The sequence below is a fragment of the Paeniglutamicibacter kerguelensis genome, from assembly GCF_017876535.1.
GTDB classification, from domain to species: domain Bacteria; phylum Actinomycetota; class Actinomycetes; order Actinomycetales; family Micrococcaceae; genus Paeniglutamicibacter; species Paeniglutamicibacter kerguelensis.
Map to the genome: position 1 here is coordinate 1,104,626 of NZ_JAGIOF010000001.1, position 20,906 is coordinate 1,125,531.

At 68.4% G+C, this 20,906-nt stretch carries 21 protein-coding genes; 10 read left to right on the top strand and 11 right to left on the bottom strand.

Annotation, left to right across the window (positions count from 1 at the left end; all coding sequences use genetic code 11):
- Positions 1-164 precede the first annotated feature (164 nt).
- The 6 genes from JOF47_RS04955 to JOF47_RS04980 all read left to right on the top strand — a co-directional run bounded on the left by JOF47_RS04955 (position 165) and on the right by JOF47_RS04980 (position 6,880).
- The gene (locus tag JOF47_RS04955) at positions 165-911 is read left to right on the top strand and encodes an NUDIX hydrolase (protein ID WP_209996333.1); all 747 of its coding nucleotides are present in this window, start codon (positions 165-167) and stop codon (positions 909-911) included.
- Complete coding sequence (gene nadA, locus JOF47_RS04960; protein WP_209996335.1) at positions 908-2,176, top strand: quinolinate synthase NadA; 1,269 nt, start codon at positions 908-910, stop codon at positions 2,174-2,176. Before JOF47_RS04955 ends, nadA begins: the two co-directional genes overlap by 4 nt.
- Positions 2,173-3,864, top strand: a complete 1,692-nt coding sequence (gene nadB / locus JOF47_RS04965; protein WP_209996337.1) for an L-aspartate oxidase — start codon at positions 2,173-2,175, stop codon at positions 3,862-3,864. Before nadA ends, nadB begins: the two co-directional genes overlap by 4 nt.
- A gap of 59 nt (positions 3,865-3,923) precedes the next feature.
- Positions 3,924-4,793, top strand: a complete 870-nt coding sequence (gene nadC, locus JOF47_RS04970; RefSeq protein ID WP_210001411.1) for a carboxylating nicotinate-nucleotide diphosphorylase — start codon at positions 3,924-3,926, stop codon at positions 4,791-4,793.
- 41 nt (positions 4,794-4,834) lie between these two features.
- Positions 4,835-5,980, top strand: coding sequence for a cysteine desulfurase family protein (locus JOF47_RS04975; RefSeq protein WP_209996339.1), 1,146 nt, complete (start codon positions 4,835-4,837; stop codon positions 5,978-5,980).
- A 63-nt stretch (positions 5,981-6,043) separates the two neighbouring features.
- Positions 6,044-6,880, top strand: coding sequence for a toprim domain-containing protein (locus JOF47_RS04980; RefSeq protein WP_209996341.1), 837 nt, complete (start codon positions 6,044-6,046; stop codon positions 6,878-6,880).
- Positions 6,881-7,172: 292 nt separating this feature from the next.
- Here JOF47_RS04980 and JOF47_RS04985 read toward each other — a convergent pair whose 3' ends face one another.
- Complete coding sequence (locus tag JOF47_RS04985) at positions 7,173-7,580, bottom strand: nuclear transport factor 2 family protein (protein ID WP_209996343.1); 408 nt, start codon at positions 7,578-7,580, stop codon at positions 7,173-7,175.
- Positions 7,581-7,681: 101 nt separating this feature from the next.
- Between JOF47_RS04985 and JOF47_RS04990 the strand changes: the two genes are divergently transcribed.
- The 3 genes from JOF47_RS04990 to JOF47_RS05000 are packed head-to-tail and all read left to right on the top strand — an operon-like array spanning position 7,682 to position 10,185.
- The gene (locus JOF47_RS04990; RefSeq protein WP_209996345.1) at positions 7,682-8,344 is read left to right on the top strand and encodes a TetR/AcrR family transcriptional regulator; all 663 of its coding nucleotides are present in this window, start codon (positions 7,682-7,684) and stop codon (positions 8,342-8,344) included.
- A 27-nt stretch (positions 8,345-8,371) separates the two neighbouring features.
- Positions 8,372-9,730, top strand: coding sequence for a M20/M25/M40 family metallo-hydrolase (locus JOF47_RS04995; protein ID WP_209996347.1), 1,359 nt, complete (start codon positions 8,372-8,374; stop codon positions 9,728-9,730).
- A gap of 32 nt (positions 9,731-9,762) precedes the next feature.
- Complete coding sequence (locus JOF47_RS05000) at positions 9,763-10,185, top strand: DUF4440 domain-containing protein (protein ID WP_209996349.1); 423 nt, start codon at positions 9,763-9,765, stop codon at positions 10,183-10,185.
- 436 nt (positions 10,186-10,621) lie between these two features.
- On the opposite strand, the gene JOF47_RS05005 is transcribed toward JOF47_RS05000, so the two are convergent.
- Together JOF47_RS05005 and JOF47_RS05010 are read right to left on the bottom strand one after the other, a co-directional pair.
- Complete coding sequence (locus JOF47_RS05005) at positions 10,622-11,182, bottom strand: Dps family protein (RefSeq protein ID WP_209996351.1); 561 nt, start codon at positions 11,180-11,182, stop codon at positions 10,622-10,624.
- Positions 11,183-11,281: 99 nt separating this feature from the next.
- A complete protein-coding gene (locus JOF47_RS05010) occupies positions 11,282-11,707 on the bottom strand; it encodes a hypothetical protein (protein ID WP_209996352.1) in 426 nt (141 codons plus the stop codon).
- A 338-nt stretch (positions 11,708-12,045) separates the two neighbouring features.
- Here JOF47_RS05010 and JOF47_RS05015 point away from each other — a divergent pair, with 338 nt between their 5' ends.
- Positions 12,046-13,554 (top strand): sensor histidine kinase, encoded by a 1,509-nt coding sequence (locus JOF47_RS05015; RefSeq protein WP_209996353.1) that lies wholly within the window; start codon positions 12,046-12,048, stop codon positions 13,552-13,554.
- An 86-nt stretch (positions 13,555-13,640) separates the two neighbouring features.
- Here the strand turns inward: JOF47_RS05015 and JOF47_RS05020 are convergent, their stop codons facing one another.
- The 8 genes from JOF47_RS05020 to JOF47_RS05055 all read right to left on the bottom strand — a co-directional run bounded on the left by JOF47_RS05020 (position 13,641) and on the right by JOF47_RS05055 (position 20,830).
- Positions 13,641-14,423: a response regulator gene (locus JOF47_RS05020; protein ID WP_245356260.1), complete on the bottom strand. Its 783-nt coding sequence runs from the start codon at positions 14,421-14,423 to the stop codon at positions 13,641-13,643.
- Between the two features lie 119 nt (positions 14,424-14,542).
- A complete protein-coding gene (locus tag JOF47_RS05025) occupies positions 14,543-15,016 on the bottom strand; it encodes an HD domain-containing protein (protein ID WP_209996354.1) in 474 nt (157 codons plus the stop codon).
- A gap of 159 nt (positions 15,017-15,175) precedes the next feature.
- Positions 15,176-15,457, bottom strand: coding sequence for a hypothetical protein (locus tag JOF47_RS05030; protein WP_209996355.1), 282 nt, complete (start codon positions 15,455-15,457; stop codon positions 15,176-15,178).
- An 84-nt stretch (positions 15,458-15,541) separates the two neighbouring features.
- Positions 15,542-15,889, bottom strand: a complete 348-nt coding sequence (locus JOF47_RS05035) for a UBP-type zinc finger domain-containing protein (protein WP_209996356.1) — start codon at positions 15,887-15,889, stop codon at positions 15,542-15,544.
- A gap of 120 nt (positions 15,890-16,009) precedes the next feature.
- Entirely contained in the window at positions 16,010-16,960 is a 951-nt protein-coding gene (locus JOF47_RS05040) for a DUF5996 family protein (RefSeq protein WP_245356261.1), read from the bottom strand.
- Positions 16,961-17,127: 167 nt separating this feature from the next.
- Positions 17,128-18,063: a threonine/serine dehydratase gene (locus JOF47_RS05045; RefSeq protein ID WP_209996357.1), complete on the bottom strand. Its 936-nt coding sequence runs from the start codon at positions 18,061-18,063 to the stop codon at positions 17,128-17,130.
- Positions 18,064-18,152: 89 nt separating this feature from the next.
- On the bottom strand, positions 18,153-19,799 hold the full coding sequence (locus tag JOF47_RS05050) for an ABC-F family ATP-binding cassette domain-containing protein (RefSeq protein WP_209996358.1): 1,647 nt from the start codon (positions 19,797-19,799) through the stop codon (positions 18,153-18,155).
- Between the two features lie 92 nt (positions 19,800-19,891).
- Positions 19,892-20,830 carry a D-alanyl-D-alanine carboxypeptidase family protein gene (locus JOF47_RS05055; RefSeq protein ID WP_209996360.1) on the bottom strand — a complete coding sequence of 313 codons (939 nt, stop codon included), beginning with the start codon at positions 20,828-20,830 and terminating at the stop codon, positions 19,892-19,894.
- Positions 20,831-20,906: the final 76 nt, after the last annotated feature.

A 20,906-nucleotide genomic window follows, 5' to 3' on the forward strand; every position in this document is an offset into this window, starting at 1 on the left:
CCCCGTGCCACGAGGCGGCCACGCCGGAGCTCCGGAAATGCCGCTTGTTTCAGGTGCTCCAGGCCTCCGGAGGCGACGGCGGAGGCGTCCTCCGTAATACGGCTTGTGCACCCGCCTTCGTGGTCGTATCCTTAGTTTTGGTCAATATGACATTAACTAAGGTGATGAGTCAGATTCCATTCGCAAACGTGGCCGAGCGCCGCGATCAACCGCCGATGCTGGCAGTCTCGACTGTCATCTTCGCGCTGCGCGACGACGAACGCTCGGGGCGCAAAAGCCTCTGGCTTCCGCTGGTGCGCCGCACCCGCGAACCCTTTCGCGGCCAGTGGGCGCTACCCGGCGGCCCGCTCGGTCCCCGCGATTCGCTGGTCGACGCGGCAGCGGCGAACCTGCTCGACACCACCGGGCTCATCCCGCGCTACCTCGAACAGCTCTACGCCTTCGGGGACCTGGACCGCTCGCCGACCCGCCGCGTCGTCTCCATCGTCTACTGGGCGCTGGTGCGCGAGGACGACGCCCCGCACACCGACACCCCCGCAACCTCGGTGCTGCTCGATGACCCGAACGTCGCCTGGTTCCGCGCCGACGACGAGTCCGTCCTGGCCAACCTGGCCTTCGACCACCGGCAGATCATCGAGTACGCGCTCTGGCGGCTGCGCAACAAGGTCGAATACGGGTCGATCGCCCACCGCCTGCTGGGCGAGCGCTTCACCCTCGCCCAGGTGCGCGAGGTCTACGAAGCGGTGCTGAACAAGTCCTTGGACCCCGCCAACTTCCGCCGCCAGCTCCGCGCGGCGACCGACCTCGAGGAAACCGACGAGTTCCTCTCCGGCGGCAAACACCGCCCCCCACGCCTCTATCGCTACACCGGCTCAACTTCCCACCCACTTGAGAGCGAGAACATCTCATGAGCAGCATCAACTCCACCATTCAGCGCCTCACGCTGATCTCCCCGGAATCCACCTGCAACACGGACCTGGCCAAGGGCCCCTGGGCGTTCGACAAGGGCGCGCCGTCCTACGGCCCCGGTGCCTCGGAGGCTGACGCCACCCCGGCCTCCACCCCGAAGCAGGGCGACATCCCGGCCGAGTACCGCGAGGCCTCCGACGAGGAACTGACCGCACGCATCCTCGCCGCCAAGGAAACCCTCGGCGAGCGCCTGGTCATCCTGGGCCACTTCTACCAGCGCGACGAGGTGGTGAAGTTCGCCGACTTCGTGGGCGACTCCTTCCAGCTGGCCAACGCGGCACTGACCCGCGAGGAGGCCGAGTACATCGTCTTCTGCGGCGTGCACTTCATGGCCGAGACCGCCGACATCCTCTCCGCCGACCGCCAGAAGGTCATCCTTCCCAACCTTGCCGCCGGCTGCTCGATGGCCGACATGGCCGACGAGTCCTCCGTGGAGGAATGCTGGGAACAGCTGATGGACCTCTACGGGAATGAAAAGACCCCCGAGGGGTTGGCCCCGGTCATCCCGGTGACCTACATGAACTGCTCCGCCGCGCTCAAGGCGTTCGTCGGCAAGCACGGCGGCATCGTCTGCACCTCCTCCAACGCCACCACGGTGCTGGAATGGGCATTCGAGCGCGGCCAGCGGGTGCTGTTCTTCCCCGACCAGCACCTGGGCCGCAACACCGCCAAGGCCATGGGCGTGCCGCTGGAGCAGATGCCCATGTGGAACCCGAACAAGCCGCTCGGCGGCAACGATGCGCAGACCCTGCTCGACTCCCGGGTCATCCTGTGGCACGGCTTCTGCTCGGTGCACCGCCGCTTCAACACCAAGCAGATCGACAAGGCGCGCATCGACTTCCCCGGCGTGCAGGTGATCGTGCATCCCGAATGCCCGATGGAGGTCGTTGACGCCGCCGACGCGGCCGGTTCCACCGACTACATCCGCAAGGCCGTCGCCGCGGCCCCGGCCGGCTCCACCTTTGCCATCGGCACCGAGGTGAACATGGTCAACCGGCTGGCCGCCGAGTACCCGCAGCACCACATCTTCTGCCTGGACCCGGTGATTTGCCCGTGCTCGACCATGTACCGCATCCACCCGGGCTACCTGGCCTGGGTGCTCGAGGCGCTGGTGCGCGGCGAGGTGCTCAACCAGATCGTCGTGGCCCCGGAGGTCGCGGCCGACGCACGCGTGGCGCTGGACCGGATGCTGGCGGCGCGGCCATGACTGCCGCGCCGTTGAGTGCTGCACCGTTGAGTGCTGCACCGCTGCGGGCCACCAGCCTGCTGGTGGTCGGCTCGGGTGTTGCCGGGCTCTACGCGGCGCTGACGGCGGCGACCCGCGGCCTGGAGGTCACGCTGCTGACCAAGGACAACCTGGAGAACTCGAACTCCTGGTTCGCCCAGGGCGGCCTGACCGCCGTGGGACCTTCGGGCGTTTCCCGCGGGGATTCGGTCGCAAGCCACGTCGCGGACACGCTCACCGCCGGCGCCCGGCTGAACGACGCGGCCGCCGTGGGCGCCATGTGCTCGGCGGCGTGGGGCCACGTTGAACGGCTCGTCGAGGCCGGTGCCGTCTTTGATTCCGATGCCGATGGCGGGTACGCCCTGGGGTTGGAGGCCGCGCACGCCCATGCGCGCATCCTGCACGCGGGCGGAGACGCCACGGGCAAGGCCCTGGCCAGTGCGTTGATCGATGCCTGCCTGAGGCAGGAGGCCGCTGGCGCACTGCGCATCCGCGAACGGGCCTTTGCCACCGAGCTGCTGGCGGGAGATGCCGCCGACCCCGAACGTATCACCGGCGTGCGCGTGCTCAATGCGGACGGCACCACCGAGGAGCTGACCGCCGACGCGGTGCTGCTCGCCACCGGAGGCATCGGCAACCTCTTCGCCGCAACCACCAACCCGCACGGTGCCACCGGCGACGGTGCGGCGCTTGCCTACCGGGCCGGCGCCCTGCTGGTGGACAGCGAATTCGTCCAGTTCCACCCCACGCTCGTGAGCCCCGGCGGCTTCATGGTGTCCGAGGCGGTGCGCGGCGAGGGCGCCGTGCTTCTCGACCAACACGGGAGGCGCTTCATGCCCGATGTCCACACGGACGCCGAACTCGCGCCCCGCGACGTGGTGGCCCGCGCCATCCATGCGGTCAACGCCGCGGGGGGACAGGCCTACCTGGACGCCACCGGGGTCGATGCGGCGCGCGGGCCCGGCTTCCTGGCCTGGCGCTTTCCCTCCATCACCGCGGCACTCGCCAAGCTCGGCCACGACCTGGCGGCCGCTCCGGTGCCCGTCACCGAGGCCGCCCACTACTGGATGGGCGGTGTATTCACCGACCGACTCGGGCGCACCACGCTGCCGGGCCTCTACGCGGCGGGGGAGACTGCCTGCACCGGTGTGCACGGCGCCAACCGGCTGGCCTCCAACTCACTGCTGGAGGCGCTGGTCTTCGCCTGGTCCGCCGTCGTCAACCTGCCCGCCGCCGGCGCGGAAAACGGAATTGTGGACACCGGATCGATCACCTCCCACGTGCTTACTGCCGAACCTGCCGCGCCGACCGCCGCCACGGGGTCAACCCCCGTAGACCTGCCGACGCTGCAACGCCTCGCCACCGGCCACCTCGGCGTGGAACGCACCGGCGCTGACCTCGAACACGCGCTCCGCCAACTCTCCCTCTGGTACATAGAGGGAGACGACCGCGCGGCCCACGAGCTGCGCAACCTGCTCACGCTGGCCCGCGTCATGGCCACGGCGGCGCGGGCCCGGGAAAACTCGATCGGCGCGCACTTCCGGCTCGATGCGCCATGGCAGCCCGAACCCGCCAACGGCACCCTGCCACGCCACGGCTTCCGGCAGGCAAACGCCTCCAACGCGAACGCCGCCACCTCCCAACTCGTCTCCTCGAACATCGGATCCTGACCTTGCAGAACACCATCTCCGCCCCGGCCATACCAACCCCGGCCACGCCCACCACAGTCATGCCGCTGCCCGTCCCTACCCGCGCCATCAACCAGATCGTGCTCGCGGCGCTCGCCGAGGACAACCCGCGCGGCGACCTCACCGGCAACGTGCTCATCCCCGCCGACGCCCAGGCGACGGCGTCGGTCATCGCCCGCGAACCCGGCACCTGCGCCGGCCTGGACACCTTCATCGCCGCCATGAAGCTGACCGACCCGGCACTGGAACTCACCCCCGCGTTGGCCGACGGCGACGAATTCAACACGGGGGACACCCTGATCACCGTGACGGGCCCGGCCCGCGGCCTGCTGGCCGGCGAGCGCGTGGGCCTGAACCTGCTCCAGCGCATGTCGGGCATCGCCACAGCCACCCGCGCCTACGTCCGCGCCGCGGCAGGCACCGGTGCCCGCATCGTGGACACCCGCAAGACTACCCCGGGGTTGCGCATCCTGGAACGCTACGCGGTGCGCTGCGGCGGCGGGCACAACCACCGCGACAACCTCTCCGATGCCGTCATGGCAAAGGACAACCACTTGGCCCTGCTCGGCACCGGCGCCGATCTCACCGACGCCCTGCGGGCCGCCCGCGCCCAGCTTGGCCACACCGTGCACTTCGAGGTGGAGATCGATTCGCTGGACCAGCTGGACGCGGTGCTCGCCGCCGGCGTGGACACCATCATGCTCGACAACTTCTCCCTGGCCGACCTTGCCGAGGGCGTGCGCCGCATCAACGGGGCGGCGTTGGTGGAGGCATCGGGTAACGTCACACTGGACACCGTCGCGGCAATCGCCGCCACCGGGGTCGACGTGATCTCCTCCGGGGCCCTCACCCATTCGGTGCGGGCCCTGGACCTTGGACTGGACATCACCATCAAAACCAGCACCACCTAAATCAGCACGATCAAAACCAGCAGGATTGAAGCGCACCAACCATGATTTACCTCGACGCCGCAGCCACCACCCCCGTACGCCAGGAGGTGCTCGATGTCATCATCCCGCTGCTGACCAGCGACTACGGCAACCCGTCCAGCGTCCATGGCATGGGCCAGACCGCCGCCCGCGCGCTGGATTACGCCCGCGAGACCGCCGCGGACACGCTGGGCGTGCGCACCGGGGACGTGGTCTTCACCTCCGGCGGCACCGAGTCCAACAACCTGGCCGTCAAGGGCCTGGCGCTGGCCAACCCGCGCGGGCGGCACTTGGTCCACTCGGCGATCGAGCATTCCTCGGTCCTCGAGTCCTGCGCCTACCTGGTTAAGCACCATGGCTTCACGCTGGACGTGGCTCCTGTCGATGCGGACGGCATCCTGGACCCGGATGCCCTTGCCGCCCTGCTGCGCGAGGACACCACGCTGGTCTCCGTGATGGCGGTGAACAACGAGGTCGGCACCATCCAGCCGATCGCGGAAATCGCAGCGGCCGCACACGGCGTCGGCGCCCTGGTGCACACCGATGCCGTGCAGGCCGCCGGCTGGCTCGATGTCGCGGAGCTGGCCCGGCACGTTGATGCGCTGAGCCTCTCCGGTCACAAGCTCGGCGGCCTCAAGGGCGCCGGGCTGCTCATGGTGCGTGGCAAGCTGGCCTTGGAGCCGCTGATCCACGGCGGCGGGCAGGAACGCGAACGCCGCTCCGGCACCGAAAACGTCGCAGGAGCCGTCTCCACGGCCACCGCCCTGCGCCTGGCCGCGGAGGCCAACACGGGAGGCGCGGCCAACGGCTACGGAGACCACATCGTCCAGACCGTCCTGAAGGGCCTGAACACCGGGGGCCGCACCCGCGCGACGCTCACCGGCCATGCGACGGATCGCGTGCCCGGCATCGTCTCCTTCACCTTCCCGGAAACCGGGGGCGAGACCGTGCTGCTGGAACTTGAGCGCCGCGGGGTCGTCGCCTCCTCCGGGTCGGCCTGCGCCGCCGGGTCCACCGAGCCCTCCCACGTGCTGCTCGCCCTGGGCCGGGGTGAGCAGGAAGCACACACCGCGGTGCGGCTGAGCTTCACCCGTTCGGTGAAGGAATCGGAGATCGCCACCGCCGCCCGTGCCGTGGTGGCTGCCGTCAAGGCGATCGCCGGTCCCTAGCGGCGCCAGCCAAACCTGCGCCACCCTTGAGGCGCGGCGGACGGATGTGGTATCCATTGCTGCATGGGCATCGTGCTGGTCGAGGGGCAAAGCGACGCGATTGCCGTGCAAACGCTTGCCGAACGGCTCGGCCTGCCGGCGCCGCGGGTGCTTGCCGTGGGCGGGTCCAAGGGTGCCCGCCGGGCGGCCGAGGCGCTGGCCGGGCAACAGCTGATCGGGTTGGTCGACGCCGCCGAACGTCGCGACTTCGAGGCGGTCCTGCAAACGGTCTTCATCTGCGACCCGGACCTGGAAGCCGAATTCGTCCGCGCCCTGGGCGTGGAGGGGGTCGAAGAGGTGATGGCCCAGCAGGGCGAGCTGGAATCCTTCCGCCGGTTGCAGTCCCAGCCCGCCCTGCGAGGGCAGCCCGTGGAACACCAGCTGGCCAGGTTCTTCGGCGGGCGCAGCGGGAACAAGGCCCGCTACGCGCGACTGCTCGCGTTGGCCGTCCCCTTGGACACCATCCCCGCCCCGTTGGCCGGATTGCTCGGTACCGTCGGAAACGGCTCGGGATCACCGAGGGCGGGTCGCCGGGGGCATGATCGATCCGGGTATCGATCCGGATCGATCCGGCACCATGCCGGCGTGAATCCTCAGTGCTCGCCGGGAGACCGGACGGCGCCACCCAACCCGGCACTGCCCGGCCCGGCTGCACTGGCCTTCGGGGACCCGCGCCGCCTTCCCGGCTTGGCTACGGCCAGCGAGGTGGCCAGCAGCAGGGCCAGCACATCCCAGGCACCGCCGGCAACCAGCGCCGCGTCGTTCGGCTCTCCGCCGGGCCGGATCACCGGGCTGATCAACGTCGCGCCGACAACAATCACGGAGGCGATGAGTGCGAGTTTCGTGGTGACCCACGGATAGCGGAACACGCCCCACGTCGTCGAAAGTCCCAGGGCGATGCCCGTGAGCAGGGCCAGGAAGCTCAGCGGGATCCCGAAGACGAGCGCGAACATGGCCAGCAATTCGTGAGTGGCCTCGCGGAAACCGGCGTCGGGGGAGGCCATCCGGCGTATGGCCACGGCCAGGAACCCCGCGGAATCGCCGAGCAACCCGACGGCGCACACGATGTGGGCAGTCAGCAGTGCCAGGAAGGCGCGCCGTGACAGGCGGAAGCGCGCCGCTGGCGGGCATGACGCCGGCGGTGTTGCCGGTTTCATGGCGACGCTGGGAAGGAAGACGCTGGGAAGGAAGGCGCCCCGGGTGCCCCGGCAATGAAGCTGTAGTGGATGCCCGCGAGCTTCCACGCACCGTCGATCCGCACCACGGCGAGACTGGCCCGGGCGGTGGGCATCGGGTTTCCCCGCGCCGTGCCGCGCACGTTCCGGCGGGCCCTGGCGAGTGCCGAGTTAGGATACTCCCGCACCCAGACCTCATCCAGCGTCAACTCGTCGTAGTGCAGCCAGCCGGGCCCGAACCTGCCTAGCCAGGCGGCCTTCGGCAGTTCGAATCCCCAGGGGCCGATGCCGACAAAGTCCTCGGTCAACAGGCCCTCGGTTGCCGCGGCGTCGCAGGTGCGTTTGGCCTCGGCCCAGGCGCTGATGAACTCCTCGATGGTGGACATGGTGTGCCTCTTCCAAAATTCGTTGAGCAACTCTAAATTTAGAGCTACCCTAAGTTCAGGGCAAGACGTGGAGACGACGAATTCTTGAAGGGGATGCGGCGATGGGCGAGGTAGCTGCCGGGGAACCGCGGGAGCCGGGCCCGGCCGGGGTGCAGGCGCCGGTCGGGTTGCGGGAGATGAAGAAACAACGCACCAGGGAAGCGATCGCCGCCGCAGCCATGGAGTTGTTCGTGTCCCTCGGATTCGATTCCACCACCGTCGCCGAGGTGGCGCGCGCGGCGGAGGTGTCCGAGGCAACCGTCTTCAACTACTTCCGCACCAAGGAAGACCTCGTGTTCCAGAAACTGGACAGGTTCTGGGACGGGATGCTCGCGGCCATCGAGGACCGCCCGCCCGCATCGGGAATCGTCGACGCCGTCGAGGGATTCCTGCTTGAGCGCCGGCCTTCGGCCGAGACCCGCAGGGAACGGGAGCGGCTGGCAGCGGTCAACCGCATGATCGCCGCCAGCCCGTCGCTGCTGGACCGGGAGCGCGCCTCCTACGACGGGGCCGCAGTGGCGCTGGCCGACGTGATCGCCCGGACCACCGCCGCGGGGCAGGACGCGGCCGCGGCGGCCCACATGATCCTGGGTGTCCATCGCTCGCTGGTGGCCTTCACCCGCGGACAGGTGCGCGACGGCGTCGCGGGAGACGAGCTGGCCCGCCGGGTGGCCGAACGCACCCGCAACGGCTACGCGCTGCTCCGCGGTGGCGTGGACTTCTGAGGCCGGTCCCCGCATACACTGGAAAACATGTCATCCACCTCACATGATGCAGCAATGCTTTCCGACAGCTCGGCGGCCACCGCGGCAAAGCTCGCCCTGCTGATCGGCTGCCGAACGGTGTCCCGCCCGGACCGCGACGCAGAGGACCGGGAGGAGTTCACCCGGCACGTCGAACTGATGCGGGAGCTCTATCCGCACATCGCGGGTGCCGTCGAACAACACACCGTCGGGATCACCGGGCAGCTCTGGCACTGGAGGGGAGCATCTGATGCCAGGCCCGTGGTGCTGATGGCGCACCAGGACGTGGTGCCGGTGGAGAGTGCGGGGGACTGGGAGCACCCGCCGTTTGCCGGGACCATCGCCGACGGGCGCGTCCACGGCCGCGGCGCCCTTGATGACAAGGGCGACCTGGCGTGCATCCTGGAGGCCGCCGATTCCCTGGCTGCAACGGGCTTCGTCCCGGCCACGGATGTGTACTTCTTCTTCGGCGACTGCGAGGAAACCGCGGGGGAAACCGCCAAACATGCAGTGGATTTCCTCACCGCGCGCGGCGTGCGACCCTGGCTGGTGCTCGACGAGGGCGGCGCCGTGGCGCACCAGGCCTTCCCCGGCGTCAACGCGCCGGTGGGCGTGATCGGCGTGAGCGAAAAGGGCATCCTCGACCTGCTGCTGGAGGCCGAGGACGCCGGCGGGCATGCCTCGGCCCCGCCCGCATTCGGTGCGGTGCAGCGCATTGCCCGCGCCATCACCCGCCTGCAACGCAAGCCGTTTCCCGCCAACGTCCACCCCGTCACCGAGGAAATGTTCAAGCGCCTGGGCTCCACCGCGCCGCGCCCGGTGCGCGCGGCCCTGAAGCTTGTCGCCCGACCCGGGCGCCTCGCCGGAGAGGTGCTCGCCCGGGTCGGCGCCGAACCCGCGGCCATGGTCCGCACCACCGTTGCCGCCACCGAACTGCAGGGCAGCGACGGCACCAACGTGCTGGCACGCCGCGCGGCCGTCATCCTGAACATCCGCATCTCCGTCACCGAGTCGGTGGCGTCGGCCATCGCGGGGGTGCGCAGGCGGGTCGCGGATCGGAAGATCAGGCACACGATCCTTTCGGCGACCGAGCCATCGCCGATCTCGCCCGTCGACTGCGAACAGTTCGCGTTCCTGGAGGCGTGCATGGGCCGCTCGCACCCGGAGGCGCTGGCCGTTCCGTACATCATGATGGCAGCCACCGACGCGCGGTTCTTCGCCGCCATCAGCGAACATGTCTACCGCTTTGCTCCGCTGGGTATGGACAAGGCCCAGCGCGGCTCCATCCACGGGACCAACGAATCCGTCGCGATCATGGAACTGGGCAAGGGCGTGGCCTTCTACCAACACCTGCTGCGCTCGCTTTGACGGCACCGGACGCGTAGGTTGCCTTTGACCGGGTGGCCGCCGCAGAGGCCAGGCTGCTGGATCTGCAGGTGCGCAGGGACCCGGTGCTGCTCGCGCGCCTGCTGGCCCCCAACTTCCGGGAGATCGGCCAATCCGGTCGCCTGTGGGATCGCGAGGAAATCATCGCGCAGCTGTGTTCCGAACCCGGCCGACCGCCGGCAACGCCGTGGCCGATGAACGCCAAGCACGTCGAGGCGTTGGCCGACGGCCTCTTCCTGCTGACCTATGCGCTGGAACTTGCCGAAAACGGTCGCTGCGATCTTCGATCCGGCGCCTTGGCGCGGACGGGGCGCGGCTGGTCTTCCACCGGGGAAGCGCCGTACCCGGGTAACGGCGCCGCAAGTCCGGAACCGACCGGCACCGCGGAAGTCGGCCGGCCATGGGTGGATCCCGGGGGAAACCTCGTGCAATCATGAAGAGTCAGGGAGCCGGCGATGCTGATCCCCTCCAACGGAACGGCTTGCCTCCCGCCACGAAGAACCAGTTTTGCACTCGAGTCCCGAGGCGAGAGCATGTTCAAGTGCGACCCAGACGATGCGCTGTCGGCGGCCATGGCCGACCACGACACCTTGCCTCCGCGTCACGAACCAACGCCCGAACCCCCGCCGGGCCCGCCGCCGGGGCCTGAACCGGTCTATCCAACGTCTCCACCCCTGGAGCCCGATCCGGGGTTGCCGCCGGGCTACCCTCCGGCTCCGGCCCCCGATCCGGAGCCGGCACCATGGTGAATCGGTCTAGGCCGCATCCGTTCCGCGGAAATGCCCCTTAGCGCCACCGCAAGACCCGAGGCGTGACTTCATGCAAGGAGCGGGTGAACGGCCACCCGTCAACCCGCTCCTGGGCCAAGCGGAACTACATCGCCTTGGCTGCCGCGTCTTTTTCCGTCTTGGCCCCGGCATTGAGCAGTTCGCCGTGATCGTTTTCCAGGTGGGAGCGGATGAACCACTGGAACTGTTCCAGTTCTCCGGTCTGGCCGATCAAGATGTCCTCGGTGACTGGGTCCAGTGCGCCGATTTCCGCTATGCACTCGCGCATGGATCCGATGACGCCCGAGTAGACCAGGTCAAGGGCGGCCAGGTGCTCGCCGGTGCTTGCCCTGTTGATGGAATAGTCGTCCCAACCGCGTTTCTTGACCAGGTCGCCGGCCAGGCCGTTGGGAGCGACGCCCAGGGTGGCCATGCGTTCGGCCAACACATCCACCATGTGCCTGACGCTGTCGATCTGCGGGTCGAGCATTTCATGAACACCGATGAAATCTCGTCCCACGACATTCCAGTGGGCATGCTTGAGGGTCAGCTGCAGATCGTTGAGGGCGTGCAGGCGCATCTGCAATGCCTTGCCCACCTTCTGTCCGTCCTTGAGTTCAAGGCCGGGTACCGTGAATTTTGCCTTCGAGCCGTTGTTTGCTGACATTGATGCCTCCTTCATGGGTAGCGCCCCAGGGATCGTGGCGCGTGTGTATGTACTTTCCGACGTGGTGTCTGGCCGAGCCCGCAAAGAGCGTGGGCGGGGCTACCCGCCCATGTCCGGGTCGATGCCCTGCCATGATGGAGCATCCGGGCCTTTTGGCTTGGGTGAATTCTCGACGTGGCGCGTGGCGCGCCACATGACGGCGGCACACGCGGCGGCGATCAGCGCGGCCACTCCCAGGCACACAAGGACCCCGCGAGCCTTTGAGTGGTGGGTGCCGTACTTCCGCTGCGCCGTGGCCAGCGACTTCCCGATCGACTTCCGCGCACGCCTGGCCATCGCGCGGTTGCCCGTCACCGTGGCGAGGACTTCCTCCGAGGCACGCGACAACCCCTGGGGGTCGATCCGGTCCACGGCCCGCCGCAAGGAATCCTCCAGGTGCTGTGGGTATTCCTGTTTGGCCTTCTGCGACCAGAGTTCGAGTCGCTTCGTGACGTTCTTCATCTGCTTTTCGGCATGTGTCATCATTGCAGGCCCCTTCGCGCCTCGGCCGTTGAATTGTCCTACTGTGGCCAACCTAGACTCATCTAACGCCGCAGGCAAGGACTAGCCGTGAAATCCCCTCCCACCACACACTCGAACAAATGTTCTATTCGTGGGTTGGGTGGATGGCCCCGGCGGCAGCGGAACCGCCCGCGATCCCCGGGAACCGTCCCCTCGGCGCAGAAGAACGGCCATGCGTTGTGCGCACCCTTTCGCGCCCCCAGTGCATCCTCTGCCCACCACTTGCGCCGGCCCGCCGGATGAGTAGGGTGACGCATAGAGGGGACTGGGAACGCCGAGCGCGGGAAAGGGGAATGCACGCCATGTCAAAGCGCAGCGACGCCCACATCCGCGAACTGCTCGCCTCAATGGCCAGCGTCACCAGCGACCTCAGCGTCGACACCGTCGTCCAGCGCCTGCTGGACGAGGCGATGAAAATCTTCGGGGCCACCGGAGGGCTGCTTGAACTCACCGGTGCCACCATGGCCGAGGGTCGCCTCACCCGGGGGAAGGACGCGGCCGCGCTGGGAGAAGACGCGGGCAGGGACGAAGGCAAACGGCTGCGCGTCGAACTCAAGACCCGCGACCAGCTCCTGGGCAGGCTCACCCTGGGGCCCAAGAACGGGAAGGACCGCTACTCGCGCATCGACCGGGAGTTGGCCGACGCGCTCGCCGGAGCTGCGGGGGTCGCCCTGGAAAACGCCCAGCTCTACCAGGACGCCGCGGACCGCGTCCGCTGGCTCGAGGCAAGTTCACGCATCGGGGAACTGCTGGGCGGGGACCAACAGCAAACCCAAGGCCTGGACAGCGTCGCCGAACTGGCCCGCGGCGAATCCCAGGCCAAGTACGGACTGATCCTCACGCCGGTGAACGACGAAGATGCCTCCCCGTACACTTACCGGATCGCGGGGATCAGCGAGCACGTCCACCCGAGCCTCTCCGGGCGCATCCTGGTCAACGTCGGACAACGCGAGCCCAGCGTCCTGAGGGACTTCGAGACGGTCATCCTCAAGGGCCCCGAATCGGTGCTGCCGCTGGGGGAGATTGCCGACGGCGGGTACACACTGCTGACCGAACTGCGCGCACGCGCCACCCATTACGGCATCCTGCTGATGATCAGGGGAAAGGGGCAACCGTCCTACCGGCGCATCGAGACACAGATGGCCGCGGTCTTCAGCTCCAACATCGCCCAGGGCATCGGGCTGGTCCAGATGCACCACCTGCATGAGGAGGTCCGACTGTACCTGGAGCGCGAGCGCATCGCCCGCGACCTGCACGACGTTGTCATCCAGCGCATCTTCGCCGCGGGCCTGAGCATCAGTGCCCTGGGCAAGCACCTTCCCACGCCCGCCACCCGGGAACGCGCGGCCGGCATTACCCGTGAACTGGACACGACCATCGCCGAGCTGCGCGCCACCATCTACTCACTGCGCACCAGCGCCGGGGAGCACGAGCGGCCTAGCAGCCGCATCCTGCGCGCCATCCGGCTGGCCTGCGAACCGCTCGACTTTACGCCGCAGGTTCACATCGGGGATGCGGTCGACGGGCTGGACAACGAAACCCTGCTCGCCAACCTGCTTGCCGTGATCACCGAGTCGCTGTCCAATGCGGTGCGCCACGCGCACGCCAGCGCCGTGGCCATCGACGTGGAACGCACCGACCGGGCACTGGTCCTACAGATCGCCGACGACGGGACCGGCTTTACGGCGCCCGCCGTCGAAAGCGGCTTGGCCAACATGCGCCAACGCGCGGAGGAACTCGGCGGCACCCTCGGGCTGGATTCAACGCCCGGCAAGGGAACCACGCTGCGCTGGGCCGTTCCGCTGGATTGAGTTGCTTCGCCTCGGGATTCGGTAGCCGCGAAGGCCCCCGGCCATCCCGAAGACCCCGACCATCCACAAGGCCCCGACAGGCCGGGTCAGGTGCCCCCGTCGTTGGGCCCGGCCGGCGGGTGGGTCACAAACACCGCGGCCTGCGTCCGCGACTCGAACCCCAGCTTCGCCAACATCGACGAGACGTAGTTTTTCACGGTCTTCTCCGCGAGGCGCATGCGCTCGCCGATCTGCCGGTTGCTCATGCCCTCGCCGACAAGTTCCAGCACCCGGCGTTCCTGGGTGGTGAGCGAGCCCATGCGCGGGTCCGGGTTCTCGTGCGTGAAAAGACCCGAAACGATCCGCTGCTTGAGCCCCGGGGTGAACAGCGATTCGCCGCGGGCCGCCCGGCGCAGCGCCCCGATCAGGTCGTTGCCGGCAATTTGCTTCAGCACGTAGCCGACGGCACCGGCAAGCACCGCGCCGCGCAACGCCTGTTCGTCGTCGTAGCTGGTGAGGATCAGGCAATTGAGCGATCCGTCGATGGAGCGCACGTCGCGGCAGACCTCGATCCCTGTGCCGTCGGGCAGCCGGGCGTCGAGCACCGAAACGTCCGGGCGCAGGGCCGGGATCTGCTTGCGCGCGTCCTTGGCGCTGCCCGAGGTGCCAACCACCTCGAAGCCCTCGCCCTCCAGCAGCTCGCGCAGCCCGCGGCGCACCAGCTCATGGTCATCGAGGATGAAAACGCGGATGGGGGGACCTTGCCCCGATCCGCCGACAGAGCCCTCCGCGACGGCGGAGACATCGGCGGTGGCGGCATCGGGGGTTGGTACGACGGCGGAAACCTCGGTGGCGGGATGGAACCCGGTCGATCCGGCAGTCTGTTCCATGTGGTCCACCCCAATCCCAAGGCGCAAGAAGTTGTCGATGCCTTCATTCTTCGCCGCGCACCGGGCGGTCGGCAAGGGGCCAAAGGCCCCCGTCCGGAAGCGTGTTCAGGAAGCGGCGACTACTGCTTGGGGCTGGTGCTGGGGCTGTTGTCGAGGCCGAGCAAATGCCGGGTTCGGGCGTACTTGGCAGCGAGCCGTTCGCGCGTGGCCTCGGGCAGCAGCGCCGTGCGCACGGGGTCGGTGTTGTCATCGATGTCCGCGCGCTTGACCGGCAGGGCGGTGGGGTTCGCAAGGACGCGGGCGCAGTAGTCCTCGGGCGCTTCGCCGTCCATCTTGGTCAATGCCTGGACGGCGGTGATTACGGTGTCGGGGATGCCCGCCGCGGCCAGGTCGGTGGACGACACGTCGCAATCCTCCAGCACATCGTGCAGCCATGCCGCGGCGACCGCCTCGTCGGCACCGCCCTGGCGGCGTACGCGCTCGGCGACGCGGGCGGGATGGGTGATGTAGTCGGCGCCGGACTTGTCGAATTGGCCGGCGTGGGCGCCGCGAGCCACGGTCTCGGCGATCTCCACGAATGCCTGCTGGATCATTTCTTCCTCCGTAGCGGGGAATGCGTTGCCCCGTTTCACACGTTACCAAGTCCCGCAGACTCCTTTGGCAGGCCCGGACATGCGGCGGCGTACAGGTGGGAGTCTCCATCGGTTGGGTTTCCTGCGGGTGGAGGCTGGAGGAATCCCGGTCCCCGGGTGTCAGCGGGGGATTCGGGGCTTCGGGCGTCCGGCGGGCCGCCCGGCGAGGTTGATTGCGTATTCGACGCCGCCTTCTGCGTTGCCGTCGATGCGCACGGGCCACTCGGCGCGGAAGTGGCGCACCAAGGTCATGCCGCATCTTTCCATCACCATCCTGGAGGAGGTGTGCAATGCCATGGAGGTGTACAAGCACGGCGGATCGGTGTCGGCGCCGGAGCGAACTGCGGAAACCACCCTCGAGGCGCACAGTGCTGTTGCAAAGGTGCTCAGGCCGTTCTCCACCGGAGCACTCCAGGTCCGGATGTTGGGTAATGCAGCTCGAGTCTGGACGCCCTGGCCCGCGCCGTCACACCTTGGAGCCAATTTCTAGTGCAGGTGGTCCTCCCAGTCCTCCGGCACGCGCGGCGCGGGGCCCGGCACCGCCTGTTCGGGCGGGTGGTGCGTGGGCGGGAACAACGCGGGGCCCTCGAAGAAGGTGGAGGTGGCGTAGCTCCAAAACCAGTCCTCGCCGGGCTCGAAGCTGCTCAGCACCGGATGCCCGGTTGCCCGAGCATGGGCCGTTGCATGCTGCGACGGGGAGGTGTCGCAACATCCGATGTGCCCGCACTGCGCGCACCGGCGTAGGTGCAGCCACCAGCCTCCGGCGGCCTCGCATTCTGCGCAGCCGGTCCCGCTCGGTGGAACCGAAACATCGATACCCTGTACGACGTCCATGTGGTCATCTCCCGTGATCCGGCGCCCGTCACGACATGATCCGGGCGTTCTGACACCCATACTGTACGCCCGGGCCGCGGCCCGACGGCAGGGGTCAACAGCAGGCGGGAGGCGGGGCCCTCAGGGCAGGAGCCCGAGCCAGCGGTCCGGATCGGTCTCAAGCCTTGCGCGGTCCCAGTTCCCGGGCCCAGCGGCCGCCGCGTAGGTTTCTTGCAGGAACCGCATCAACTCGCCGTCGGGATCTTTGGCGCCGCGCACGCACTCGTAGGGCAGCACAAACTCGCGGAGCTCTTGGCTGTAGAAGGCGCCGTCGATGGACAACCGGTGCGCGGAAAAACCCTCCGGTTCGGGATAGGCATAGGAATAGAACGCGCCCTCCTCGCCGCCGCCGGGCCAGAAACCGCAGCTGCTCACCTCGTGGGAGTATGCCTCCACCATGACCCAATCGGCGCAGTTCGGGGCGCCGCCCGGGTGCCGCGGGGCCGTGCGGCCGGAGAAGCGCGTGCACACCAGGTCCATGGCGCCCCAGAAGAAGTGAACCGGGCTGGCCTTGCCGCTGAAATGCGACCTGAACCGATTCATCACCCGATCGGCCTGCAGCAATTGGCGCCAGAAGAGCCGGGCCGCCGCGGGATCGTACGACGCGTGCTGGTGGTCCTCGGCGAAGGGCACCGCCGGCTCCACCTCCACGGGGGTCGGCCGGATCGCCGTGTCCAGGCCCAGCCGGTCGAGGGCCTCGAACACCTCGGCGTGGAAGCCGGCCGTTGGCATCGGCCGCAGTGGAATGGTTTGCCCGGTCCCGTTGGCTGCGCGGATCCGGAGCTGGTGGTCGCAGAAGTCGAACTCGATGTCGAAGGCGCCGCGGGGGTGCGGGATGGAGGACGTCGTGAGCCCGCGCGGCGAGAGGTACAGCGGGACCTGCCACCAGTGGTTGAGCATCGGCGCGTGGGCCATGCGGATCTTGCCGACGACCTGGGTCCACAGGTGAAGCGTGTCCCTGGTCTGCGCCCATTCGTCGAGCCGGAGCAGTGGCCAACCGGCGAGCTCTGTTTCGGGTCCTGACGGTTCCATCGGATGCCCTTCCGCTTTCCGCATGCACTTTTCACCCCGTAACCGTCGGTGGAGCTGGCCGGGGCGGTTGCCGGGGCGGTGCCGTTGCAGCCGATGCTACCCCGTGGCCGGGCGGCGCGAAATGGGCCCGCCTCCCGCAGCCCGTCGAGCCGGGAGCCGCAGGCGACCTACAAGTCCGACGGGTCGGTGTTGGCGCCGCAAACCAAGAGCGCCACCCGCTCCCCGGGGGCCGGAACGTAGGCGCCGGAGCGAACCGCGGCCACCACCGTCGCGGCGCCGTGCTCGACCGCCATGCGGTAGTTCTGCCACAGCCAGGAGCGGGCCTCGAGAATCGACTGCTCGGTCACCGTCACCGTGGAAACGCCGTGCGCGGCGGCAACCTCGAACCCGATGGTGCCGATCAGCCGGGCGCCGAGCGAATCGGCGGCGATGCCCGAAACCTCGACCTCGACCGGGTGGCCGGCCGCCAGGGAATCGGTCAGCGACGGGCACAGCTCGGGCTCGACGCCGACGATCTTGATCCTTCGGTCAACCCCGGCGGTGATGCCGCCGACCAACCCGCCCCCGCCGACCGCGACCAGCAGGGTGTCCACCCCGCCTGCAGCTTGGCCGATGACTTCCAGGCCGATGCTTCCGGCACCCGCGACGATTTCAGCCTGGTCGTACGCATGGCAGAACAACGCGCCGCGCCGCTGGGCGAACTCGATGGCCGCCTCGTAGGCATGGCTGTACTCGGTGCCGACCAAGTGGACGACGGCTCCGTAGGCCCTGAGCTTCGCCACCTTCACCGCCGGCGCGTTCCCCGGGACAAAGACGTTGGCGGGGACGCCCAGGGCGGCCGCCGCGTAGGCGTTTGCGAGTCCCGCGTTGCCGCCGGATGCCGCGACGATGCCTGCCTCGGCATCGAGCTCCCCGGCTTCCAGGGCAGCCAGCTGCCGGTTGAAGGCGCCGCGGGCCTTGAACGTCCCGGTGAGCTGCAGCTGTTCCAGCTTCAGGTGGGTGACACCGGGCAGGCCAGGGTCGTCGACCGGCATCAACGGCGTCGTGCGGACGCGGCCTGCGATGCGTGCGGAGGCGTCGAGGACATCGGAGAGCAGAAGCATGTGTGGCTCTTTTCCGCCGGCGAGGGCGTTCGATCCGGGAAGCGGGGTGATGAAGCGGCCGGGTGAAGTGGCCGGGCGGCGTGCGGTCCCTAGGAGTTGATGCCGATGCGGACCTTGCCGTCCTCGACCTGCCAGCGCGCATCAAGCCGGACGTTGTCCAGCAGCCGGCGGTCGTGGGTCACCAGGAGCAGCGCACCCTCGTAGGAGTCCAGGGCCTCCTCGAGCTGTTCGATGGCGGGCAGGTCCAGGTGGTTGGTCGGCTCGTCGAGGACCAGCAGGTTAACCCCGCGCGCCTGCAGCAATGCCAGGCCCGATCGCGTGCGTTCACCGGGGGATAGGTCGCGGACCAGCGACGCGGTTTGGTGTGCCTTGAGGCCGAACTTCGCCAGCAGCGTCCGCGCCTCGGCCGGGGACATCTCCGGAACGGCGGCCTCGAAGGCCTCGCCCAGGGCGGTGTCCTCGCTCAGGTAGCTGCGCGCCTGGTCGATTTCGCCGATCGCCACCGAGGAACCCAGCGACGCGGAGCCGGTGTCCGGGGCAAGGTGCCCGAGCAGCAGGTTCAGCAGCGTGGACTTGCCGGCGCCGTTGGGGCCCGTGATGCCGATCCGGTCCCCGGCGTTGACCTGCGCCGACACCGGCCCGAACGTGAAGTCCCCGCGCGTGATCGCGGCGTCGTTGAGCGTGCTGACCACGCTGGAGGAACGCGGGGCCGCGGCGATCTCGAACTGCAGCACCCATTCCTTGCGCGGCTCGGCCACCTCGTCCAGCCGCTTGATGCGCGACTCCATCTGCCGGACCTTCTGCGCCTGCTTCTCCGAGGACTCGTTGGACGCCTTGCGGCGAAGCTTGTCGTTGTCCGGGTTCTTCTTCATGGCGTTGCGCACGCCCTGGGAGGACCACTCGCGCTGGGTGCGGGCGCGCGAGACCAGGTCCGCCTTCTTGTCGGCGAACTCGTCGTACGCCTCGCGGGCGTGCCGGCGGTTGATGGCGCGCTCCTCCAGGTAGGAGTCGTAGCCGCCGTCGTAGACCGCAACCTGGTTCTGCGCCAGGTCCAGTTCGACGATGCGGGTGACGCAGCGGGCCAGGAACTCGCGGTCGTGGGACACCAGCACCACGCCGGTGCGCAGCGAGGAAACGAAGGACTCGAGGCGTTCAAGCCCGGCCAGGTCCAGGTCGTTGGTCGGTTCGTCGAGCAGGACCAGGTCAAAGCGGCTGAGCAGCAGGGCCGCCAGGGCCACGCGGGCCACCTGTCCGCCGGAGAGGGCGGTCATCGGGGTGTCGGTGGGCAGGTCGAAACCCAACTCGGCAAGCGTTGCCGGCGCACGGTCCTCGAGGTCCATGGCGCCGCTGGCCATCCAGTGGTCGAACGCCGCCGCGTAGGCGTCGTCGGAGCCCGGCGCGTCGGAACCCAGGGCCTCCGCGGTGGCCTCCATGTCGGCGGTGGCCTGGGCGCACCCGGTGCGGCGGGCCAGGTAGGCCTCGATGGTCTCGCCCTCGAGGCGTTCGTGTTCCTGCGGAAGCCAGCCGATGAACGCGCCGTCCGGCGCGCTGGAGACGGTGCCGCCCAGCGGTTCGTCGACGCCGGCCAGCAAACGCAGCAGCGTCGACTTTCCGGCCCCGTTGGCGCCCACCACGCCGATGACGTCCCCGGGGGAGACAGTGAAGTTCAGGTTGGAGAAAAGGGTTCGGTGGGCGTGGCCACCGGCAAGGTCCTTGGCCACGAGCGTTGCAGTCATGGTTCCAGTTTAGTTTCCCGCGCGCCGGACCCGGACATCCGGCCTGGTTCCCTGCCCGCCGGGAGCGGGGAACCAGCGCGCGGAGCCGGGAATCAGCGCAGGTACTGCGAGCTCATCCAGCCGGTCCTGGTTCCGACCTTCACCTGGACCCATACCCCGGAGGCCTTGCCAGTCAGCCTGACCTTGGTGCTTTTCTTGACCACGGTCAGCGACTCGGAGGCGGTCGTGGCGCTCTTGCGCAGGTTCACGTTTTGGGTGGCGGTCTTGGTGGACGGCTTGACGGACGTCACCGGCTTGGTGGTCGTCTTCGGGGTGCTGGCCACACCGTAGTAGTGCTCGAGCGTCTTGGACTTCTTCTTGGCCATGGTGCGGGCCTGCGTGGTGCCGACGTAGCGGAAATGCCACGGCTCGTAGGAGTAACCGGTCACATTTTGCTGTCCCTTGGGGTAGCGCAGCACAAAGCCGTACTTCGGTGCGTTCTTGGCCATCCATTTGCCCACAGGCGTGTTTTCGAAGCAGTCCTGCAGGGCGCAGGCCTTGTTGAAGTTTCCGACGTCGAGGCTCAGCCCGGTCTGGTGCTCCGAGGTACCCGGCTTGGCGGCGAGGCTCAGCGCCTTCGTCGGTCCGTACCAGCGGGTGTACTGGTCAACGATCTTCTTTTGGGAGGAGTACGAGCGGTATCCGGAGGTGAGCTTGATTTTCACACCGTCCTTTTTGGCCGCCGCAGCAAGCTTCTTGTAGGCGGTTGCGGTTGTGGTTTGCAGGCGGATGCCGTTCGTTCCCGGGATCGTCGTGGTCTTCGGGGCGTACGTCTTGGGGGCCAGCGGGTAGGTCTTGTTGACCAGCACGTTGAACTTCTTCGGGTTCCGCGGCGGGGCCGGCTTCTTGGCCAGCTGCGGGGTCAGCGTCAACGACGCGGGCGCCAATGATTGTGCCGACGCCGACGCCGATGCCGGGGCGGCGGCGAAGCCCATGGTCAACGAGAGCGTGGCGGTCGCCAGCAGGGCCGGAATCTTAAGGTGTTTTCGCATGGGTGTGTCCGGTTCCGTTCGCTCGATGATGCCGGCCCTCTGTTGCGCGGCGTGCCTTGCGAACCATCTTATCCAC

Excerpts from the sequence above, each read along its gene's own strand:
- JOF47_RS04955 (WP_209996333.1), top strand. The coding sequence starts at position 165 with ATGAGTCAGATTCCATTCGCAAACGTGGCCGAGCGCCGCGATCAACCG.
- nadA (WP_209996335.1), top strand. The coding sequence starts at position 908 with ATGAGCAGCATCAACTCCACCATTCAGCGCCTCACGCTGATCTCCCCG.
- nadB (WP_209996337.1), top strand. The coding sequence starts at position 2,173 with ATGACTGCCGCGCCGTTGAGTGCTGCACCGTTGAGTGCTGCACCGCTG.
- nadC (WP_210001411.1), top strand. The coding sequence starts at position 3,924 with ATGCCGCTGCCCGTCCCTACCCGCGCCATCAACCAGATCGTGCTCGCG.
- JOF47_RS04975 (WP_209996339.1), top strand. The coding sequence starts at position 4,835 with ATGATTTACCTCGACGCCGCAGCCACCACCCCCGTACGCCAGGAGGTG.
- JOF47_RS04980 (WP_209996341.1), top strand. The coding sequence starts at position 6,044 with ATGGGCATCGTGCTGGTCGAGGGGCAAAGCGACGCGATTGCCGTGCAA.
- JOF47_RS04985 (WP_209996343.1), bottom strand. The coding sequence starts at position 7,580 with ATGTCCACCATCGAGGAGTTCATCAGCGCCTGGGCCGAGGCCAAACGC.
- JOF47_RS04990 (WP_209996345.1), top strand. The coding sequence starts at position 7,682 with ATGGGCGAGGTAGCTGCCGGGGAACCGCGGGAGCCGGGCCCGGCCGGG.
- JOF47_RS04995 (WP_209996347.1), top strand. The coding sequence starts at position 8,372 with ATGTCATCCACCTCACATGATGCAGCAATGCTTTCCGACAGCTCGGCG.
- JOF47_RS05005 (WP_209996351.1), bottom strand. The coding sequence starts at position 11,182 with ATGTCAGCAAACAACGGCTCGAAGGCAAAATTCACGGTACCCGGCCTT.
- JOF47_RS05010 (WP_209996352.1), bottom strand. The coding sequence starts at position 11,707 with ATGATGACACATGCCGAAAAGCAGATGAAGAACGTCACGAAGCGACTC.
- JOF47_RS05015 (WP_209996353.1), top strand. The coding sequence starts at position 12,046 with ATGTCAAAGCGCAGCGACGCCCACATCCGCGAACTGCTCGCCTCAATG.
- JOF47_RS05020 (WP_245356260.1), bottom strand. The coding sequence starts at position 14,423 with ATGGAACAGACTGCCGGATCGACCGGGTTCCATCCCGCCACCGAGGTT.
- JOF47_RS05025 (WP_209996354.1), bottom strand. The coding sequence starts at position 15,016 with ATGATCCAGCAGGCATTCGTGGAGATCGCCGAGACCGTGGCTCGCGGC.
- JOF47_RS05035 (WP_209996356.1), bottom strand. The coding sequence starts at position 15,889 with ATGGACGTCGTACAGGGTATCGATGTTTCGGTTCCACCGAGCGGGACC.
- JOF47_RS05040 (WP_245356261.1), bottom strand. The coding sequence starts at position 16,960 with ATGGAACCGTCAGGACCCGAAACAGAGCTCGCCGGTTGGCCACTGCTC.
- JOF47_RS05045 (WP_209996357.1), bottom strand. The coding sequence starts at position 18,063 with ATGCTTCTGCTCTCCGATGTCCTCGACGCCTCCGCACGCATCGCAGGC.
- JOF47_RS05050 (WP_209996358.1), bottom strand. The coding sequence starts at position 19,799 with ATGACTGCAACGCTCGTGGCCAAGGACCTTGCCGGTGGCCACGCCCAC.
- JOF47_RS05055 (WP_209996360.1), bottom strand. The coding sequence starts at position 20,830 with ATGCGAAAACACCTTAAGATTCCGGCCCTGCTGGCGACCGCCACGCTC.